Source organism: Streptosporangium sp. NPDC049248, assembly GCF_040678965.1.
Classification (GTDB): Bacteria; Actinomycetota; Actinomycetes; order Streptosporangiales; family Streptosporangiaceae; genus Streptosporangium; species Streptosporangium fukuiense.
On sequence record NZ_JBFAQY010000025.1, the window covers coordinates 80,665 to 95,968 of the forward strand.

The 15,304-nt window shown below is 69.1% G+C and carries 13 protein-coding genes; 4 read left to right on the plus strand and 9 right to left on the minus strand.

Annotation, left to right across the window (positions count from 1 at the left end; translation table 11 throughout):
- Window positions 1-35 precede the first annotated feature (35 nt).
- The gene (locus tag AB0K21_RS33625) at window positions 36-1,481 is read left to right on the plus strand and encodes a multicopper oxidase domain-containing protein (protein WP_364155695.1); all 1,446 of its coding nucleotides are present in this window, start codon (window positions 36-38) and stop codon (window positions 1,479-1,481) included.
- Window positions 1,482-1,535: 54 nt separating this feature from the next.
- Here the strand turns inward: AB0K21_RS33625 and ppgK are convergent, their stop codons facing one another.
- The gene (gene ppgK, locus AB0K21_RS33630) at window positions 1,536-2,282 is read right to left on the minus strand and encodes a polyphosphate--glucose phosphotransferase (RefSeq protein WP_364155697.1); all 747 of its coding nucleotides are present in this window, start codon (window positions 2,280-2,282) and stop codon (window positions 1,536-1,538) included.
- Window positions 2,283-2,410: 128 nt separating this feature from the next.
- Here ppgK and AB0K21_RS33635 point away from each other — a divergent pair, with 128 nt between their 5' ends.
- A complete protein-coding gene (locus AB0K21_RS33635; protein WP_364155699.1) occupies window positions 2,411-2,920 on the plus strand; it encodes a hypothetical protein in 510 nt (169 codons plus the stop codon).
- Window positions 2,921-2,950: 30 nt separating this feature from the next.
- Here AB0K21_RS33635 and AB0K21_RS33640 read toward each other — a convergent pair whose 3' ends face one another.
- The 4 genes from AB0K21_RS33640 to AB0K21_RS33655 form a co-directional block, all read right to left on the minus strand.
- Window positions 2,951-3,922, minus strand: coding sequence for a hypothetical protein (locus AB0K21_RS33640; protein ID WP_364155701.1), 972 nt, complete (start codon window positions 3,920-3,922; stop codon window positions 2,951-2,953).
- A 19-nt stretch (window positions 3,923-3,941) separates the two neighbouring features.
- Complete coding sequence (locus AB0K21_RS33645) at window positions 3,942-4,493, minus strand: hypothetical protein (protein WP_364155703.1); 552 nt, start codon at window positions 4,491-4,493, stop codon at window positions 3,942-3,944.
- 348 nt (window positions 4,494-4,841) lie between these two features.
- Window positions 4,842-5,822, minus strand: coding sequence for a LacI family DNA-binding transcriptional regulator (locus tag AB0K21_RS33650; protein ID WP_030918816.1), 981 nt, complete (start codon window positions 5,820-5,822; stop codon window positions 4,842-4,844).
- An 86-nt stretch (window positions 5,823-5,908) separates the two neighbouring features.
- On the minus strand, window positions 5,909-7,546 hold the full coding sequence (locus AB0K21_RS33655; RefSeq protein WP_364155705.1) for an ABC-F family ATP-binding cassette domain-containing protein: 1,638 nt from the start codon (window positions 7,544-7,546) through the stop codon (window positions 5,909-5,911).
- Window positions 7,547-7,871: 325 nt separating this feature from the next.
- On the opposite strand from AB0K21_RS33655, the gene AB0K21_RS33660 reads away from it, so the two are divergent.
- A complete protein-coding gene (locus AB0K21_RS33660) occupies window positions 7,872-8,612 on the plus strand; it encodes a hypothetical protein (RefSeq protein ID WP_343962005.1) in 741 nt (246 codons plus the stop codon).
- Window positions 8,613-8,785: 173 nt separating this feature from the next.
- Complete coding sequence (locus tag AB0K21_RS33665) at window positions 8,786-9,937, plus strand: acyl-CoA dehydrogenase family protein (protein WP_343962003.1); 1,152 nt, start codon at window positions 8,786-8,788, stop codon at window positions 9,935-9,937.
- A gap of 135 nt (window positions 9,938-10,072) precedes the next feature.
- Here AB0K21_RS33665 and AB0K21_RS33670 read toward each other — a convergent pair whose 3' ends face one another.
- From AB0K21_RS33670 to AB0K21_RS33685, 4 genes are all read right to left on the minus strand, one after another.
- On the minus strand, window positions 10,073-11,113 hold the full coding sequence (locus AB0K21_RS33670; protein ID WP_343962000.1) for a family 2 encapsulin nanocompartment cargo protein polyprenyl transferase: 1,041 nt from the start codon (window positions 11,111-11,113) through the stop codon (window positions 10,073-10,075).
- A 112-nt stretch (window positions 11,114-11,225) separates the two neighbouring features.
- Entirely contained in the window at window positions 11,226-12,611 is a 1,386-nt protein-coding gene (locus tag AB0K21_RS33675; protein ID WP_343961997.1) for a family 2B encapsulin nanocompartment shell protein, read from the minus strand.
- A gap of 503 nt (window positions 12,612-13,114) precedes the next feature.
- Window positions 13,115-14,296: a glycosyltransferase family 4 protein gene (locus AB0K21_RS33680; RefSeq protein ID WP_364155709.1), complete on the minus strand. Its 1,182-nt coding sequence runs from the start codon at window positions 14,294-14,296 to the stop codon at window positions 13,115-13,117.
- Window positions 14,293-15,174, minus strand: a complete 882-nt coding sequence (locus AB0K21_RS33685) for a sulfotransferase (protein ID WP_364155711.1) — start codon at window positions 15,172-15,174, stop codon at window positions 14,293-14,295. The genes AB0K21_RS33680 and AB0K21_RS33685 overlap by 4 nt, the downstream gene beginning before the upstream one ends.
- Window positions 15,175-15,304: the final 130 nt, after the last annotated feature.

Consider the following 15,304-nt stretch of genomic DNA (forward strand, 5'->3'; position numbering starts at 1 on the left):
TCCGCCACACCGACACGACAGACCAACCGGGGACCATGAACCGTCGACAGTTCCTCGCGGCCGCCGCGCTCTCGGGCCTCGCCTCGGCCTGCGGCTCCGCCTCCGCGAGCGATCCGACCACCTTCCGCACCGAGTTGCGCGTTCCACCTCTGCTCGACCCCAAGGTGGACAAGGACGGGACGCGGAGATTCACGCTGACGATGCGGCGCGGCCTGAGCGAGTTCCTGCCCGGCAGGCCGGTCGAGACCTGGGGGTTCAACGGCCCGCTCCTCGGGCCGACGATCCGGGCGGCCCGCGGCGACGAGATCCGGATGACGGTCACCAACCGGCTGGACGAAGTCAGCACCGTGCACTGGCACGGGATGCGGCTGCCCGCGAAAATGGACGGCGGTCCGCACCAGCCGATCGAACCGGGCGCGACCTGGAACCCGCACTGGACCATTGACCAGCCCGCCGCCACGTCCTGGTACCACCCGCACCCGCACGGTCAGACCGCCAGACACGTCTACCGGGGCCTCGCCGGCATGTTCATCGTCGATGACGACCGGGGCGAGGCGGGGCTTCCCTCGCGATATGGGGTCGATGACATTCCTCTCATCCTGCAGGACAAGAACCTCGCGGAGGACGGCTCGCCGACCGGTGACCCGTTGAAGGGCACCTTCGGCATCCTGGGTGACCACATGCTGGTCAACGGCACACACAGGGGTTTTCTGAACGTGGGGACCGAGCGGGTGCGGTTCCGGATCCTCAACGGGTCGAACGCGCGGATGTATCACCTGACGTTCGCCGACGGCCGCTCGTTTCACGTGGTCGGCGGCGATGCCGGGCTGCTGGCCGCTCCGGTCGAGGTGGAGCGGGTCTCGCTCACGCCGGGTGAGCGGGTGGAGGTCGTCGTGGCCTTCACCGCCGGGGAGCAGGTTCTGCTGCGTACGGTCTCGGGCTCCGACGACATCGACGAGGGCGACTTCGACCTTTTGAAGATTGTCGCGGCGCCGAGGCTGACCGCCTCTCCCCGGCTGCCCGGCCGCCTGGCCGGCGCGCCCGCGCCGATCGTGGTGCCGTCGAATGCCACGGTACGGCGATTCCGGCTCAACGGGCACGATGCGATCAACGGCAAGGAGATGGATATGTCGCGCATCGACGAGGTGGTTCCGGCCGGGGCCGTCGAGATTTGGGAGGTTGAGAACACCGTTTACCCCCATAACTTTCATATTCACGAGGTGGCGTTTCAGGTGCTCGACGTGGATGGGCAGAAGCCGGCGGGGTATGCGAGCGGGCACAAGGACACGGTGTACGTGCCGTCGAAGAGCACGGTGCGGCTGGCCGTCCAGTTCGGGCGGTTCACGGACCCGGGGACGCCGTACATGTATCACTGCCACATCCTCCGGCACGAGGACTCCGGCATGATGGGGCAATTCGTGATCGTGCCGCCCGGCACCGAGAACCAGGTGCCCCGCACGATCGCCGCCCACCACCTGTAGCGCCGACCGCGTCGCGGAAGCCGCCCGGCCGAGACTCCGGCCGCGTGCCTGCCGTCATCCCGACGACTGCTTCCGCGAGGCCGCCAGGGCCGCGCCCACGATGCCCGCCTCGTTCTGGAGGGCCGCGGGGACGATCGGGGTGCGTATCCTGATCCGGGGCAGGAACCTGTCGGCCTTCCTGCTGACCCCTCCGCCGATGACGAACAGCGAGGGAGAGAAGAGCACCTCAAGGTGTTCGAGATACTCGGCCACCCGGTCGGCCCACTCGTCCCAGCCGAGGTCGTGTGCCTCCCGTGCGTGGTCGGAGGCACGCTTCTCCGCCTCCTTGCCCCTGATCTCCAGGTGGCCGAGCTCGGTGTTGGGCACCAGACGGCCGTCCATGAGCAGGGCACTGCCGATCCCGGTGCCGAAGGTCAGCAGCATGACCACCCCCGGTCTGCCCCTGGCCGCCCCCGCCTCCACCTCGGCCAGGCCCGCCGCGTCGGCGTCGTTGAGCACCGTCGTCGGCAGGCCGGTCTCCGCGGAGAACAGCTCTCGCACGTTCGTGCCGATCCAGTCCTTGTCCACGTTGGCGGCCGAGCCGGCGACCCCGTCGACCACGACTCCAGGAAAGGTCACGCCCACCGGCCCGTCCCAGCCGAAGTGCCGGACGATCCGCACCACCACTTCGGCCACCGCTCTGGGCTTGGCGGGCTTCGGTGTGGGAACGCGCAACCGCTCTCGCGTCAGCCGCCCCGTGGCGACGTCCACCGGCGCGCCCTTGATCCCCGACCCGCCGATGTCGATTCCCAGCGCTTCCATGTACGCACCTCCTGCCGGTCCCCTTCCCTCCGACAGGCGGCTGATACTCGCTTGCAGATGGCGGTCAACCCGGTTGAAAGCACCTCGTCTCAGACTGTGGGCATCGCAGCCGGAAAGGAACCCCTCCCATGACGATCACCCGTTCCCTGACAGGACTCGCCCTCGCCGCCGCGCTCATATCGATCACTCCGGTGGCCGCCCAGGCCGCGACCGGCCCGGCCGGCGAGGGCACGACGGCCGCGGAGAGCGCCACCCAGCGCACCATCCAGTGGGGCGTCAAGTACGCTCCCGGCCGGAAGGCCAAGACGCACGGCTCGCTGACGGTCTCCGGCGAGGACCACGCCGACATCCCGGCCGCCGCGACGAGCCGGATCTCCGGCAAGGTCTACGACCTGACCAGGGGGTCCTCCTGCGGCTGGGCGGTCTTCCGCCTCACCTACCGGACCGCGGACGGGAACCTGCCGTTCAAGCACCGCAGTGTCGTCGACTGCTCGTACGGCACCCCGAAGTCGTTCACCTTCACCCAGCGCGACCTCTACCAGCTCGAACTGAAGGTCTGTTCGGAGGCCAAGGCCACCAAGCCCTCGCTGAACTGCCTGTACGCGGGCACCTGGAAGGTCCTCTACGTCGCGAAGTGACCGGCGCCGGACGCCTCCCCGGCGGGAACGTCAGCTCACCGGGGAGGCGGACCGGCGCCTGCGGCGCGCCATGAATCCGAGTGCCGTCGCGGGCAGCACGACCAGTCCCGCGATCAGCCCCGCCATGGGCAGGTAGTCCTGGTCGGGCGTGACGGGCGGGCCCGTGCCCGTCGCGGGAAAGGTGATGGTGGCGGTGACCGCCCGTTTCACCATGCCGCTCATCAGGGTCAGCCTCGCCTTCCAGGGCCCCGCCGGCACCTGCGGGTCCAGGGTCACGATCACCGGAGCGGCGGCCCCCGGCAGCAGCGTGACTCCCAGGTCCGCGGGGAAGGGCCCGGTCTGCAGGCCACTCGGTCCGTCCGACAGCGACAGTGTCCCGCTCATGTCCAGCGTCCGCTCACCGGTGTTACGGACCAGTACCGCCACCTGCGGGCTGCCGTCCGTACCGCGCTTGGGGGTCAGATTCTCGATCCGGAAGTCCGAGGGCGGATCGCCGCCGTTCCCGATGTCGAGGTAGACGCGGATCCCGACCCGATTGATGACGCGCACGGGGTTGGTCGCGTCGGGTTCGGCCATGCTCTCCGCCCAGACGACTCCGTACCGCTCGCCACGCGAGGCGGCGGGCGGCACTGTGATCTTTACTTGCGCGACCTCCTTGCCGCCCGGTGCCACGTCGATCGAGGGGCGGTCGAGTGATATCCAGCTCGCCAGCTCGTTCCGGACCTGGCCCGGCGGCGCGCTGAAAGTGTTCCGCACGATGTCGGCACCGGCCGGATACAGGCGGATCCGCTGGGTCCTCCTGGAGGTGTTGGAAACCTCCAGCTTTCGCTGGATGGTGGTGCCCGGACGGAGATGGTCGACGATGTAGGAGAGCGCGCGTGGGTCGTTGCGGTGACTGACCGGCGCCTCCAGGAGGCGGATGCCGATCGTGCCCCGGGGGTCGGCGGTGCTCGGGCTCGCACCGGCCGCGCTGGAGAACAGCGCGGCCAGCAGCGTCGGCATGAACGCTCCAGCGAGCCGGTTATGCCACCTGATGTGTCACCGTCCCGCTGTAGGCGCCCACCTCGGCCGTGATGGGGACGTTGACGATCAGACTGGGGTTCCAGGTGGCCGTGCTGCCGCCGGTGCCCCCGGCGTGACTGAAGGCCGTCACGGCGGTCTCCGTCGTACCGGCCAGAGGGACGGCGTCGCCTGCCGTGAGCTGGCCGGGAGTGAAGGTGCCGCCGCCGGTGGTGGCGCTCGCCGGGCCGGACCAGTACTGCACCGCGGCGAAGGGAACGTTCAGGGCGCCGACGGTGAAGTCCGTCGCGAACACCGAGGCGGTCCAGTTCGAGGTGGCCCCACCACGAGTGTCGGAGACCGTCACCAGGCCGATCTGCCCGGTGAGCGAACCGGCGGGAGCGGCGGACCCGATGTCGATCGGACCGTTCGGCGCGGTGATGTCCAGGCTTCCCGCCGACACGGTGAACGTGACGATGGTGTCGGCGCTGGGGGCCGCCACCGCCGGTGCCGCCAGGATGAACAGCAAGGCGCCCGCCCCCGCCGAGGTGAGTGCGGCGAATCTCTTACCCAAGGTCTCTTCCTTCCGAATGACGGAGTCTTCGGGGGGATGAGCAAGTAATGGATCTTCCACACCCGCTGCGATCACCTTAAGAGATCAACAACTACGCAGCGTGGCCGAAACGGTAAAAGGGCGGCCCGTAGATGGCCGGGTAACCACCAAAGTGCCAGACAAGCCCCACGACGCCCCAGAGTGAGCGCATCGCCCTCCGATGGGCCGATCGGCAGTGGAGACGAACGCTTGAAGTGCAAATTTCAGAAATTCCCAAACACTGAATTCCTGTTTTGAAGCACTCTCCCGCAACCCTTTGACACAAAAAAGAAAACCAGCAACAAAAGATTGTCGAAACGGCGGGTTCCCTCAGCGTTTCACCGGGCCGGTCGAGGCCCTGACCACCAGTTCGGGCTCGAACAGCAGCTCGTCGGCCGGGACCAGCGCCTTGTCGATCTGGGCCGCGAGCAGATCGACGACCGCGCGCCCCATCGCGTCGATCGGCTGGCGCAGCGTGGTCAGCGGCGGGTCCGTGCAGTTCATCAGCGCCGAGTCGTCATAGCCGATCACCGAGACGTCACCGGGCACGGAGAGTCCCGCCCTGCGGGCCGCCCTGATCGCCCCCAGAGCCATCACGTCGCTGGCGCAGATGACGCCGGTCACGCCCTTGCGGATCAGTCTCGCCGTCGCCGCGTGCCCGCCTTCCAGGGAGAACATGGTGTGCTCCACGAACTCCGGGTCGAGCCCCGCCGCGTCCAGCTTGCGCCGCGAGGGCACGTGATCGGGAGGGCCGAGCACCATGCCGATCCGCTCGTGGCCCAGCGACCGCAGGTGGCCCAGCGCCATCTCGGCGGCGGCCACGTCGTCGCAGGAGACCTGCGGGAAGGCGAGATGCGCGACCGCGGCGTTCACCAGCACGGTCGGCAGGCGCCGCTCCCGCAGCAACTCGTAGTGCTCGTGCGAGGCGTCCGCCTGGGCGAACAGGCCCCCGGCGAACACCACACCCGACACCTGCTGCTGGAGCAGCAGGTCGACGTACTCCGCCTCGGAGACGCCGCCCAGCGTGCGGGTGCACAACACGGAGGTGAACCCCTGCTGGGCCAGCGCCCCGCCGACCACCTCGGCGAAAGCGGGAAAGATGGGATTCTGCAGCTCGGGGAGGACGAGCCCGACCAGCCTCGCCCTGTCCCCCCGCAGCTGGGTCGGCCGCTCGTAGCCGAGCACGTCGAGCGCGGTGAGAACGGCCTCGCGGGTCGCCTCGGACACCCCGGGCTTCCCGTTGAGCACGCGGCTGACCGTCGCCTCGCTCATCCCGACCTTCTTGGCCACTTCTGCAAGCCGTCGCGTCATGATGAAACTATAAGGCAAGAGAAGCAATTACTTGCGTAAACTTGCGAAAGTTACGTCAAGAGTCAAGGGGCCGGCAGCCGTCCCGTTCAGCTCTCGGTGATCCGGCCGGCGTCGACGTGGATGCGCCGGGTGGTGTGCACCGCGTCCAGCATCCGGCGGTCGTGGGTGACCAGCAGCAGCGTACCGGGATAGGAGGCGAGCGCGGACTCCAGCTGTTCGATCGCGGCCAGATCCAGGTGGTTGGTCGGTTCGTCGAGCACGAGCAGGTTCACCCCGCGCGCCTGGAGCAGCGCCAGCGCCGCCCTGGTCCGCTCCCCCGGCGACAGGGTGACGGCCGGGCGCGGCACATGCGCGGCGCGCAGCCCGAACTTGGCCAGTAGCGTACGGACCTCGGCGGGGACCATGTCGGGCACGGCGGCCCCGAAGGCGTCCACCAGGGGCTCGTCACCGAGGAACAGCCCGCGCGCCTGGTCCACCTCGCCGACGACCACGCCGGGACCGAGTGAGGTGGCTCCCTCCTGAAGCGGGGTCCGGCCCAGGAGCGCGGCGAGCAGCGTGGACTTGCCCGAGCCGTTGGCACCGGTGACCGCCACCCGGTCGGCCCAGCCGATCTGCAGGTTCACCGGGCCGAGGGTGAACGCGCCGCGCCGGACCACGGCCTCGCGCAGCGTCGCGACGACGGCTCCGGAGCGGGGGGCGACCGCGATCTCCATCCGGAGCTCCCACTCCTTGCGGGGCTCCTCGACCTCCTCCAGCCGCTCGATCATCCGCTCGGTCTGGCGGGCCTTCGCGGCCTGCTTCTCGGTCGTCTCGGTACGGAAGTTGCGGCCGACCTTGTCATTGTCCGGCGCCTTGCGCCGCGCGTTCTTGACGCCCTTCTCCATCCAGGCACGCTGGATCCCGGCGCGCTGCTTGAGGGCGGCGACGGTGCCGGCGTACTCCTCGTACTCGTCGCGGGCGTGCCGGCGGGCGACCTCACGCTCGGCGAGGTACACCTCGTAACCACCGCCGTGCAGGCGGATCAACTGCTGGGCGAGGTCGAGCTCGACGACCCGGTTCACGGTCCTGGCCAGGAACTCGCGGTCGTGGCTGACCAGGACGGTCCCGGCGCGCAGACCGGTGACGAAGCGTTCCAGCCGCTCCAGCCCCTCCAGGTCGAGATCGTTGGTGGGCTCGTCCAGCAGGAAGACGTCGTAGCGGCTGAGCAGCAGGGAGGCCATGCCCGCCCGCGCCGCCTGCCCCCCGGAGAGCGCCGTCATCGGCCGGTCGAGCTCCACGGCGAGGCCGAGTTCGGCGACCACCTCCCCCGCGCGGTCCTCCAGGTCGGCACCGCCCAGGGCGAGCCAGCGCTCCAGACCCACGGCGTACTCGTCGTCGGCATCCGGACGGCCCTCGACCAGCCCCTGGGTCGCGGCGTCCAGCGCGCGCTGCGCGGCGGCCACCCCGGTGCGGCGGGCCAGGAAGTCCGCGACCGTCTCGTCCGCCCGGCGCTCGCGCTCCTGCGGCAGGTAGCCGACCGACGCCGAGGGCGGGCTGAGCCTTACCGAACCGTGCTCGGGTGGCAGCAGCCCGGCGAGGATCCGCATCAGGGTGGACTTCCCCGCGCCGTTCACCCCGACCAGCCCGACGACGTCGCCCGGGGCGACCACCAGGTCGAGCCCGGTGAAAAGCGCTCGGTCGCCGTGTCCGGCGGCCAGATCCTTGGCGACGATGGTGGCACTCATGCCTAAACGTTATCCGCCCTCACCGGCCGCGATGCCATGCCCGATATGTCTGATTCGAAAGCCGGTCCGGCCGGAGGGCGCCACACGCCACCGCGACCCCTATTCCCGACAAATCAGACATATCTCCTTTTGTTGGAAATTTTTTCGGGTGCCGGCGATCAGCTATTGACCTGGCTATTCCCGCAGAAAAGCATTACCTTACGGGTACTTAAACCTACTTTTTTTGCGATTTAGGGCAACATCACTTACTTCTAGGCCGTCTTATGGAGAGGAGGCGGTCACTCCCGGCTGCCTCCAACAACGGGGAGAAAAGGAAATAATCTTGATGAAACGAATCGCCATCGGCCTGCTCTCCGCGGCCGTGAGCGGCTCGCTGCTCATGTCCGCCGGAACGGCCTCCGCGGAGCGAGTCGCCCTCAGTGTGCGCATCGACAGCGTCAACCCCAACCCGGTCGTCGTGCAGGGTGACGACGACACGAGGGTCACCATCGAGGTCCGCACCACCGAGGCCGAGCGCGTCGAACTGCGCCTCAAGCCGGTCTCCGACCAGCTGCGCACCCAGGACGCGCGCGAGCCCCGGGTCCTCCACCAGGGCGACCTGTGGCGTTTCACGACCAGCTTCGATGCCTCCGACTTCGAGGGCCGCTGGGTCGCGATCGCCGACGCGTACGACAAGGACGGCAAGAAGGTCACCGACCAGGTCAACTTCTCCGTCAAGCACGAGAAGAAGGAGAAGGCCGAGACCCGCGTCTACCGGTTCTCCGCCAGCCCCGAGGCCGTCCGCAAGGGCCGCTGGGTCTACTTCACCGGTCGTCTCCAGGTCGACGACCACCGCTGGAAGAACGTGCGGGGCGAGGAGGTGGAGATCTACTTCCGCAGGCACGGCTCCAGTGCCTGGAAGTACGTGACCGCCGACGACACCAACCGGAAGGGCGAGTTCTACGCCAGGGCCCGCGCCACCAAGAGCGGTGAGTACCGGGCGGTCTTCGACGGGACCGACGACCTCTCCGAGAGCAGGAGCAGGTCCGACCGGGTGCGCGTGTACAGCTACCGCTACCACCGGTAGTCCTGCCTGACGGCAGCCGACGCGGAGGCCCGGGGCGACCCGGGCCTCCGCCGCCGTCTTCTGACGGTTCGTTAGGGACACCCCCGGTCCGTGGTCTGTGAGTGGTGTCACCGGTTGATCCCCCACCTCCTGGGCAGGTGAGCAGGCACGACGACCGGAGGGGAGCCGCGACGATGACGACCGGTGATTTCTACGACTACTCCGAACTACTGGAGAAGCACGAGAAGGAGATCCTGCTCCGGGTGCGGGAGTTCATGGCGAACAAGATCGCACCCATTGCGAACGAGGCGTGGACCAACGCGCACTTTCCCCACCAGGTGATTCCCGATTTCGCCGAACTCGACATCGCGGGCCTGCCCTATCGGGGTGCGCGGAGCCTGCTGACCGGGTTCGTGGTGCTGGAGATGAATCGGGTGGACCCGTCCATGGGCACTTTCTTCGGCGTTCACAACGGCCTGGCGATGGGCAGCGTCGACCGGCTGGGGTCGGACGAGCAGCGGGAGCGGTGGCTGCCGCCGATGGCGGCGATGGAGAAGATCGGGGCGTTCGCGCTGACCGAGCCCGAGGGGGGTTCCGACGTCGCGGCGGGGCTGCGCACGACGGCCAGGCGTGAGGGCGACGTGTGGGTGCTCAACGGCGCCAAGCGCTGGATCGGCAACGCGACCTTCGCCGACCTGATCGTGGTCTGGGCCAAGGACGAGGCCGACGGCCAGGTCAAGGGATTCGTGGTGGAGAAGGGCACGCCCGGCTTCGCCGCGACGAAGATCGAGAACAAGATAGCCCTGCGGACCGTGCAGAACGCCGATATCACGCTCACCAACTGCCTGGTGCCGGAGATCAACCGGCTGGAGAGGGCGAACGGCTTCCGTGACACCGCCACGATCCTGCGGCAGACCCGGGGAGGCGTGGCCTGGCAGGCGGTGGGCTGCATGATGGGCGCCTACGAGCTCGCACTGGAGTACGCCAAGACACGTGAGCAGTTCGGACGGCCGATCGCGGGGTTCCAGCTCGTACAGGACCTGCTCGTGCGGATGCTGGGCAACGTCACCTGCTCGCTGGGCATGGTGGTGCGGCTGGCACAACTTCAGGACGCGGGCGTCTACAAGGACGAGCACTCGGCCATGGCCAAGGCGTTCTGCACGGCACGGATGCGCGAGGCCGTGGGATGGGCGCGGGAGATCCTGGGCGGCAACGGCATCGTCCTCGACTACGACGTCGGCCGGTTCGTGGCCGACTCCGAGGCGATCTACTCGTACGAGGGGACACGCGAGATCAACAGCCTGATCGTGGGGCGGGCGATCACCGGTATCGGCGCCTTCGTCTGAGCCGCGGGCGCCGTCAGGGGCCATCCGGACGCGGGTGCCCCGCGGGGATCATCCGGCCCGGCCACGACCGTGCCGGGACCGTGGAACGGCTCCGGCACGGTCGTGGCAGATGACGTGAACCTGTGACGGTCCCGGTCAGCGGTCGCGGCGGGTGACGAGACGGGCGAGCGCGGCCAGTTCGGCGGCGGGCCGGGGCAGCGCGCCCGCGGATCCCAGGTGACGCAGGGCCCGCGCGAGCAGCTCATCGGCCTCCCGCTGGGTCCAGGCCCGCCCCCCTGCCGTCTCGACGAGCTCGGCCGCGCGGACCAGGTCGGCGTCGGAGAGCGGCCGCTCCCGGTGGTAGAGACCGGCCAGCTCATGCCCGGCGGGGGTGCCCGAGGTCAGGGCGGCGACGACCGGAATGGACTTCTTCCGGCTGCGCAGATCCGAGTGGGCCGGCTTGCCCGTCACCTCGGGATCTCCCCAGATGCCCAGCAGGTCGTCGACGAGCTGGAACGCCAGCCCCAGGTCCCTGCCGAAGGCGGTGAGGTGCTCGACCTGCTCCGGGCCGCCACCCCCGAACAGGGCGCCGAGCCCGCAGGCGCACCCCAGCAGGGCACCGGTCTTGCCGGCCGCCATGCCCAGGCACTCGGCCGGCCCGACATCGTGACGTCCCTCGAACGCGACGTCCGCGCTCTGCCCCTCAAGCAGTTCCTGGACCGCGGTGCCGAAGACCCGTGTCGCCTCGGCGGTGATCGCGTGCCCGCCGGTCGCGAGCACGCCGAAGGCCAGCGTCAGCAGCGCGTCACCGGCCAGGATGGCCGGGCTGATCCCGAAGACGGCCCAGGCCGTGGGACGGTGGCGGCGGGTCCGGTCACCGTCCATCACGTCGTCGTGCAGCAGGGAGAAGTCGTGCACCAGCTCGACCGCCGCCGCCGGTCGAAGCGCCAGGGCCGCGGCACCCCCCACGGCCTCGGCCGACAGCAGGGCCAGCGCGGGACGGAGCGCCTTGCCCCCGCCGGCCGTGGACGGCCGGCCCCGCTCGTCCCACCAGCCGAAGTGATAACCGGCGATGCGCCTCATCGGGGCCGACAGCGTGTCGATCGCCGGACGCAGGGTCGCCTCGACCATGTTCCGGCTCCAGGTCAGCACCTCGTCCGCGGACCGCCCGTCCGTCCTCATCTCAGTGGTCGTCATGCCTGCTTTCCTCACTCGGCCGTTCCAACAAGCGATGCGGCCAGAACGGCCGAGGTGCCGGGCCCGGGCGGGCCCGGGGAGAACGCGTCCGCCAGGACCGGGTGCCCCGGTCTCAGTGACCGATCTCGACGTCTTCCAGGATGCCGAGCGCGTCGGGCACCAGAACGGCCGCGGAGTAGTAGGCGCTGACCAGGTAGGAGATGATCGCCTTCTCGCTGATGCCCATGAACCGGACCGAAAGGCTGGGCTGGTACTCGTCGGGGATGCCGGTCTGGTGCAGGCCGATGACGCCCTGGTTGTCCTCGCCGACGCGCAGGGCCAGGATCGACGTGGTGCGGGTGTCGGTGATGGGGATCTTGCTGCAGGAGAAGATGGGGACGCCACGCCAGGCGGGCACCCCGCTACCGCCGACGTCGACGCCCTGCGGGTAGAGCCCGCGCGCGTTGCACTCGCGGCCGAAGGCGGCGATGGCGTGCGGGTGTGCCAGGAAGAAGCTCGTGCTCCGGCGGCGGCTGAGCAGTTCGTCGAGGTCGTCGGGAGTGGGCGGCCCGCTGCGGGTGTGAATCCGCTGCTTGAGGTCGGCGTTGTGCAGCAGCCCGAACTCGCGGTTGTTGATCAGCTCGTGCTCCTGCCGCTCGCGCAGCACCTCGATCGTCAGCCGGAGCTGCTGCTCGACCTGGTCCATCGGGTCGTTGTAGAGGTCGGCCACCCGGCTGTGCACCCGCAGGACCGTCTGCGCGACGCTCAGCTGGTACTCGCGCGGGCTGAGCTCGTAGTCGACGAACGTGCCCGGCAGGTCGGCCTCTCCGGCATGCCCGGCGGCCACCTCGACGGCGGCCTCGCCGTACTTGTTCTGCGGCCCGCTGGTGGCGGTCTCCCGCCGCCGCAGGTGGGCCTGGAGCTCCTCGGAACGCTCGGCCAGTTCCAGGAACGCGTGCCGGGGCAGGACCATCGCCGTACCGCTGGTGACCGCCCTCGCGCTGAACGGCCACTCGCCGTCCGTGCCGACCAGCGTCTCGTCGCCGAAGTGGTCACCCGCGGCCAGCACCGTCAGCACGATCTCGTCGCCGTACGGCCCGGTGCCGACCTTGTTGACCTTGCCGTGCGCGATGAGCACCACCTCGTCGGCCGGCTGCCCCGACTCGGCGAGCACGTCGCCGGCCCGGAACTCCCGCTGGACGAACCGGCCCGCCAGCGCGTCGAGGGTGTCGGAGTCGTCGAACCCGCGCAGCAGGGGCAGCTCGCACAGCTCGGCGGGGATGACCGCCACCTGCGATCCGGCGTTGGTGAAGCTCACCCGCCCGTCGCCGATCGTGTAGGTCAGCCTCCGGTTGACGCGGTAGGTGCCGCCCGACACCTGCGTCCAGGGAAGCATCCGCAGCAGCCACCGCGAGGTGATCTCCTGCATCTGGGGAGTCGACTTGGTCGTCGTCGCCAGGTTACGCGCGGCGTCCGTACTCAGACTCAGCTGCGACCGGCCAGCCTCGAACTCCGTCACAACACACACCACCGATCCGTGCTCGTACCAACGGGGGAAGCGAAGACATGAATCAATCAGGAGGAAACGTCAGTCAACCGCAACAGAAACGGCAAAATGCTGACCTCCCGACGCGCGGATCCGAATTCGACCCGCCATCATGGACGCCCCAATTTTGGGTCGCCCTTAAATATATTGTCAAGCATTGAATACGATCGAGCCAACAATGAACAAAGACTCCATCGTCAAATGCCCGAAAAATATTGAATGTCTTATTCTTCGTCCCCCGGCCCGCACCGGAGTCCCGGCAGGTCGCGGATCCGCCTCGATTCCCCTGGCCGCCAGGCCGGCCGATGTTTCCCGCCTCAGGCGCGCATCCGTCACTTACCAACAGAACAGGGAAAACGCCAAGAAGCGCCACCGATCAGCAGCCGCCTTCATCCTGCGGGCGCCCTCACAGTAGGGCTACGGAAGGCATTAAAGGCTGATTTTTTCATAAATTCAGCAGAAGCCAGCAAATCGGGTCAGCGCGACTGTTCCGGCCCTCGGTCCAGCAGTTCGGCGAACAGTTTCTCCCAGAGCGGCATGACCACTTCGGGGGTGTAGTCGTGCGCGGCGACGGCCGCGGCCGCTCCCATCCGCCGCCGCAGCTCCCGGTCCTCGATGAGCCGGATCATCGCCGCCGCCAGCGCGTCGACGTCGCGGGAGGGGACGAGCAGCCCGTCGACCTCGGGGGTGAGCACGTCGGCCGGGCCGGTCGGGCAGTCGAAGGCCACGACGGGCAGCCCGTGGGTCATCGCCTCGATCATCACCATCGGCAACCCCTCGAACCGCGAGCTGAGGACGTAGAAGGAGGCCCTGGCCAGTTCCTCGTCGAGGCGGTCGGTCCGTCCCATCAGAGTGACGTTGTCACCCAGCCGGTGCTCCTTCAGGAGCGCGCGCAACTGCCCTTTCTTCTTGCCGGTGCCGTAGACGCGCAGCCGCCAGTCCGGGTGACGGTCCACAACCTGCCGGAACGCGGGGATCAGCAGGTCGAAGCCCTTCTGCGCGACCAGCCGGCCGGCCGCGACCACGAGCCTGTCGTCTTTCCCGGAGGGTGTCCGGCGCACGGAGCCGACCGCGTTGGGGATGCGCTCGACGCGCGTGGTGGGCAGGAGCGCCTGGTACTCCCTCCTGTCGGTCTCGGTGAGCACGACCACCGCGTCCAGCCTGCCGTAGTGGCGGCCGATCTCCGAGCGGACCGCCTCGGAGTGGGTGGCCAGGTTCATGTGCTCCTGCCCGACCTTGACGATGCCGGCAGGAGCACGGCGGGCCGAGATGAGGTTCAGGGCGGGGCGGGTGGTCACCAGGACGCCGTCGGTGAGCGCGGAGACGTAGTCGATGACGGCCCGCTCCACACGTTCGGTGAAGTAGGAGGCCGCGAACTCGCCGGCGGGCACGATCCTGCCCCGGATCCACCGCCACACCCGCCGCCCGGTGGAATCGACGGGCCTGCCCTCACGCTGGTCCGACAACGTCAGGAGACGGATGCGCGGGTCGATCTCGAACTGGGGCCTCTCCCTCCGCCGTACCACGCTGACGATCTCGACCTCGTGGCCGGCCGCGGCCATCGCGTTCGCCTGGTTGATCACCGTGCGGATCGTCCCGCCCATGCCGTACGCGTGCAGCAGCAGGTAGCGGATCCTCGTGGTCTCCGGCGCCGTCATGCGGTCTCCGTGACGGACGGCAGATATCCCCAGCTCTCGCACATCGGCCGGAGCGAGTCGGGTATCTCCTCCGGCCCCGGCAGGTCGCGCCCGGGCTGCACACGCCCGGACCGGATCTTGTCCTTCCAGTCGCCGAGCCCCTTCTCCAGCACGGCCTGCTCGCCGTAGGCCAGCATCGCCGGCTCCCAGGGAACGTCCAGGAAGTCGCAGACGCGGCGTGCCTCGGCCTCGGGGTCGGCGGTCAGGTCCTCGTAGCGCACGGTGCACCCGCTGAGTGCCCCCCGCGCCCGCTGCACCGCCTTCATGTAACGCAGGGCGTCGAGTGCCGCCTCCTCCGGCGTCCGCCTGCCCGCCCCCGCCTCGTACCATGACCTGGCGATGGACGCCGGGTGGCGCAGCAGGAAGACGAATCTGGCGTCCGGCCAGCACGCGGCGACGCGCCGGTAGGCGAAGGCGTTGGCCGGCGTCTTGTCCACGAAGAACGTCTTGCCGCTCCTGACCAGCTCGCGGTGGAGCACCCGATCCCACAGCAGGTGTTCCAGGTCGGCCCGGTCGTGGCCGAGGGCCTTCATCGCCCGCTCCGCCAGCGAGGTGCCGAACTCCACTTTCAGCCTCCGCACGTGCGGCTCGTGCGGGGCGTGCAGCATGGAGTGGGCGTTGAGCATCGCCCTCAGCAGCGTGGAGCCGGACCTCACCGGCGAGAGGACGAAGACCGGCGCCACCAGCAGCCGGTCGATCTTCGGGTCGGCGGGCGGGCCGAACGGCTCCTCCGCGACAGGGGCCCTCACGTCCGCCGACGAACCGTTTTTTCCTACCCGGTTAATCCGGAATCCGGTGAGCCTGACAAGGGCGTCGTTGGCCTTACGCTGCCACTTCATGCCCAGGCAGGCTACCCATCTTTCCTGGCATTTCACTGTGTGTTCAGATTGGAAGCCGGTCCGTCCCCGCCGGGCACCGGCGAGCCGCGGGCGGCTCGCCGGGGTTCTCACCGCGCGGGACAGGCCGCGA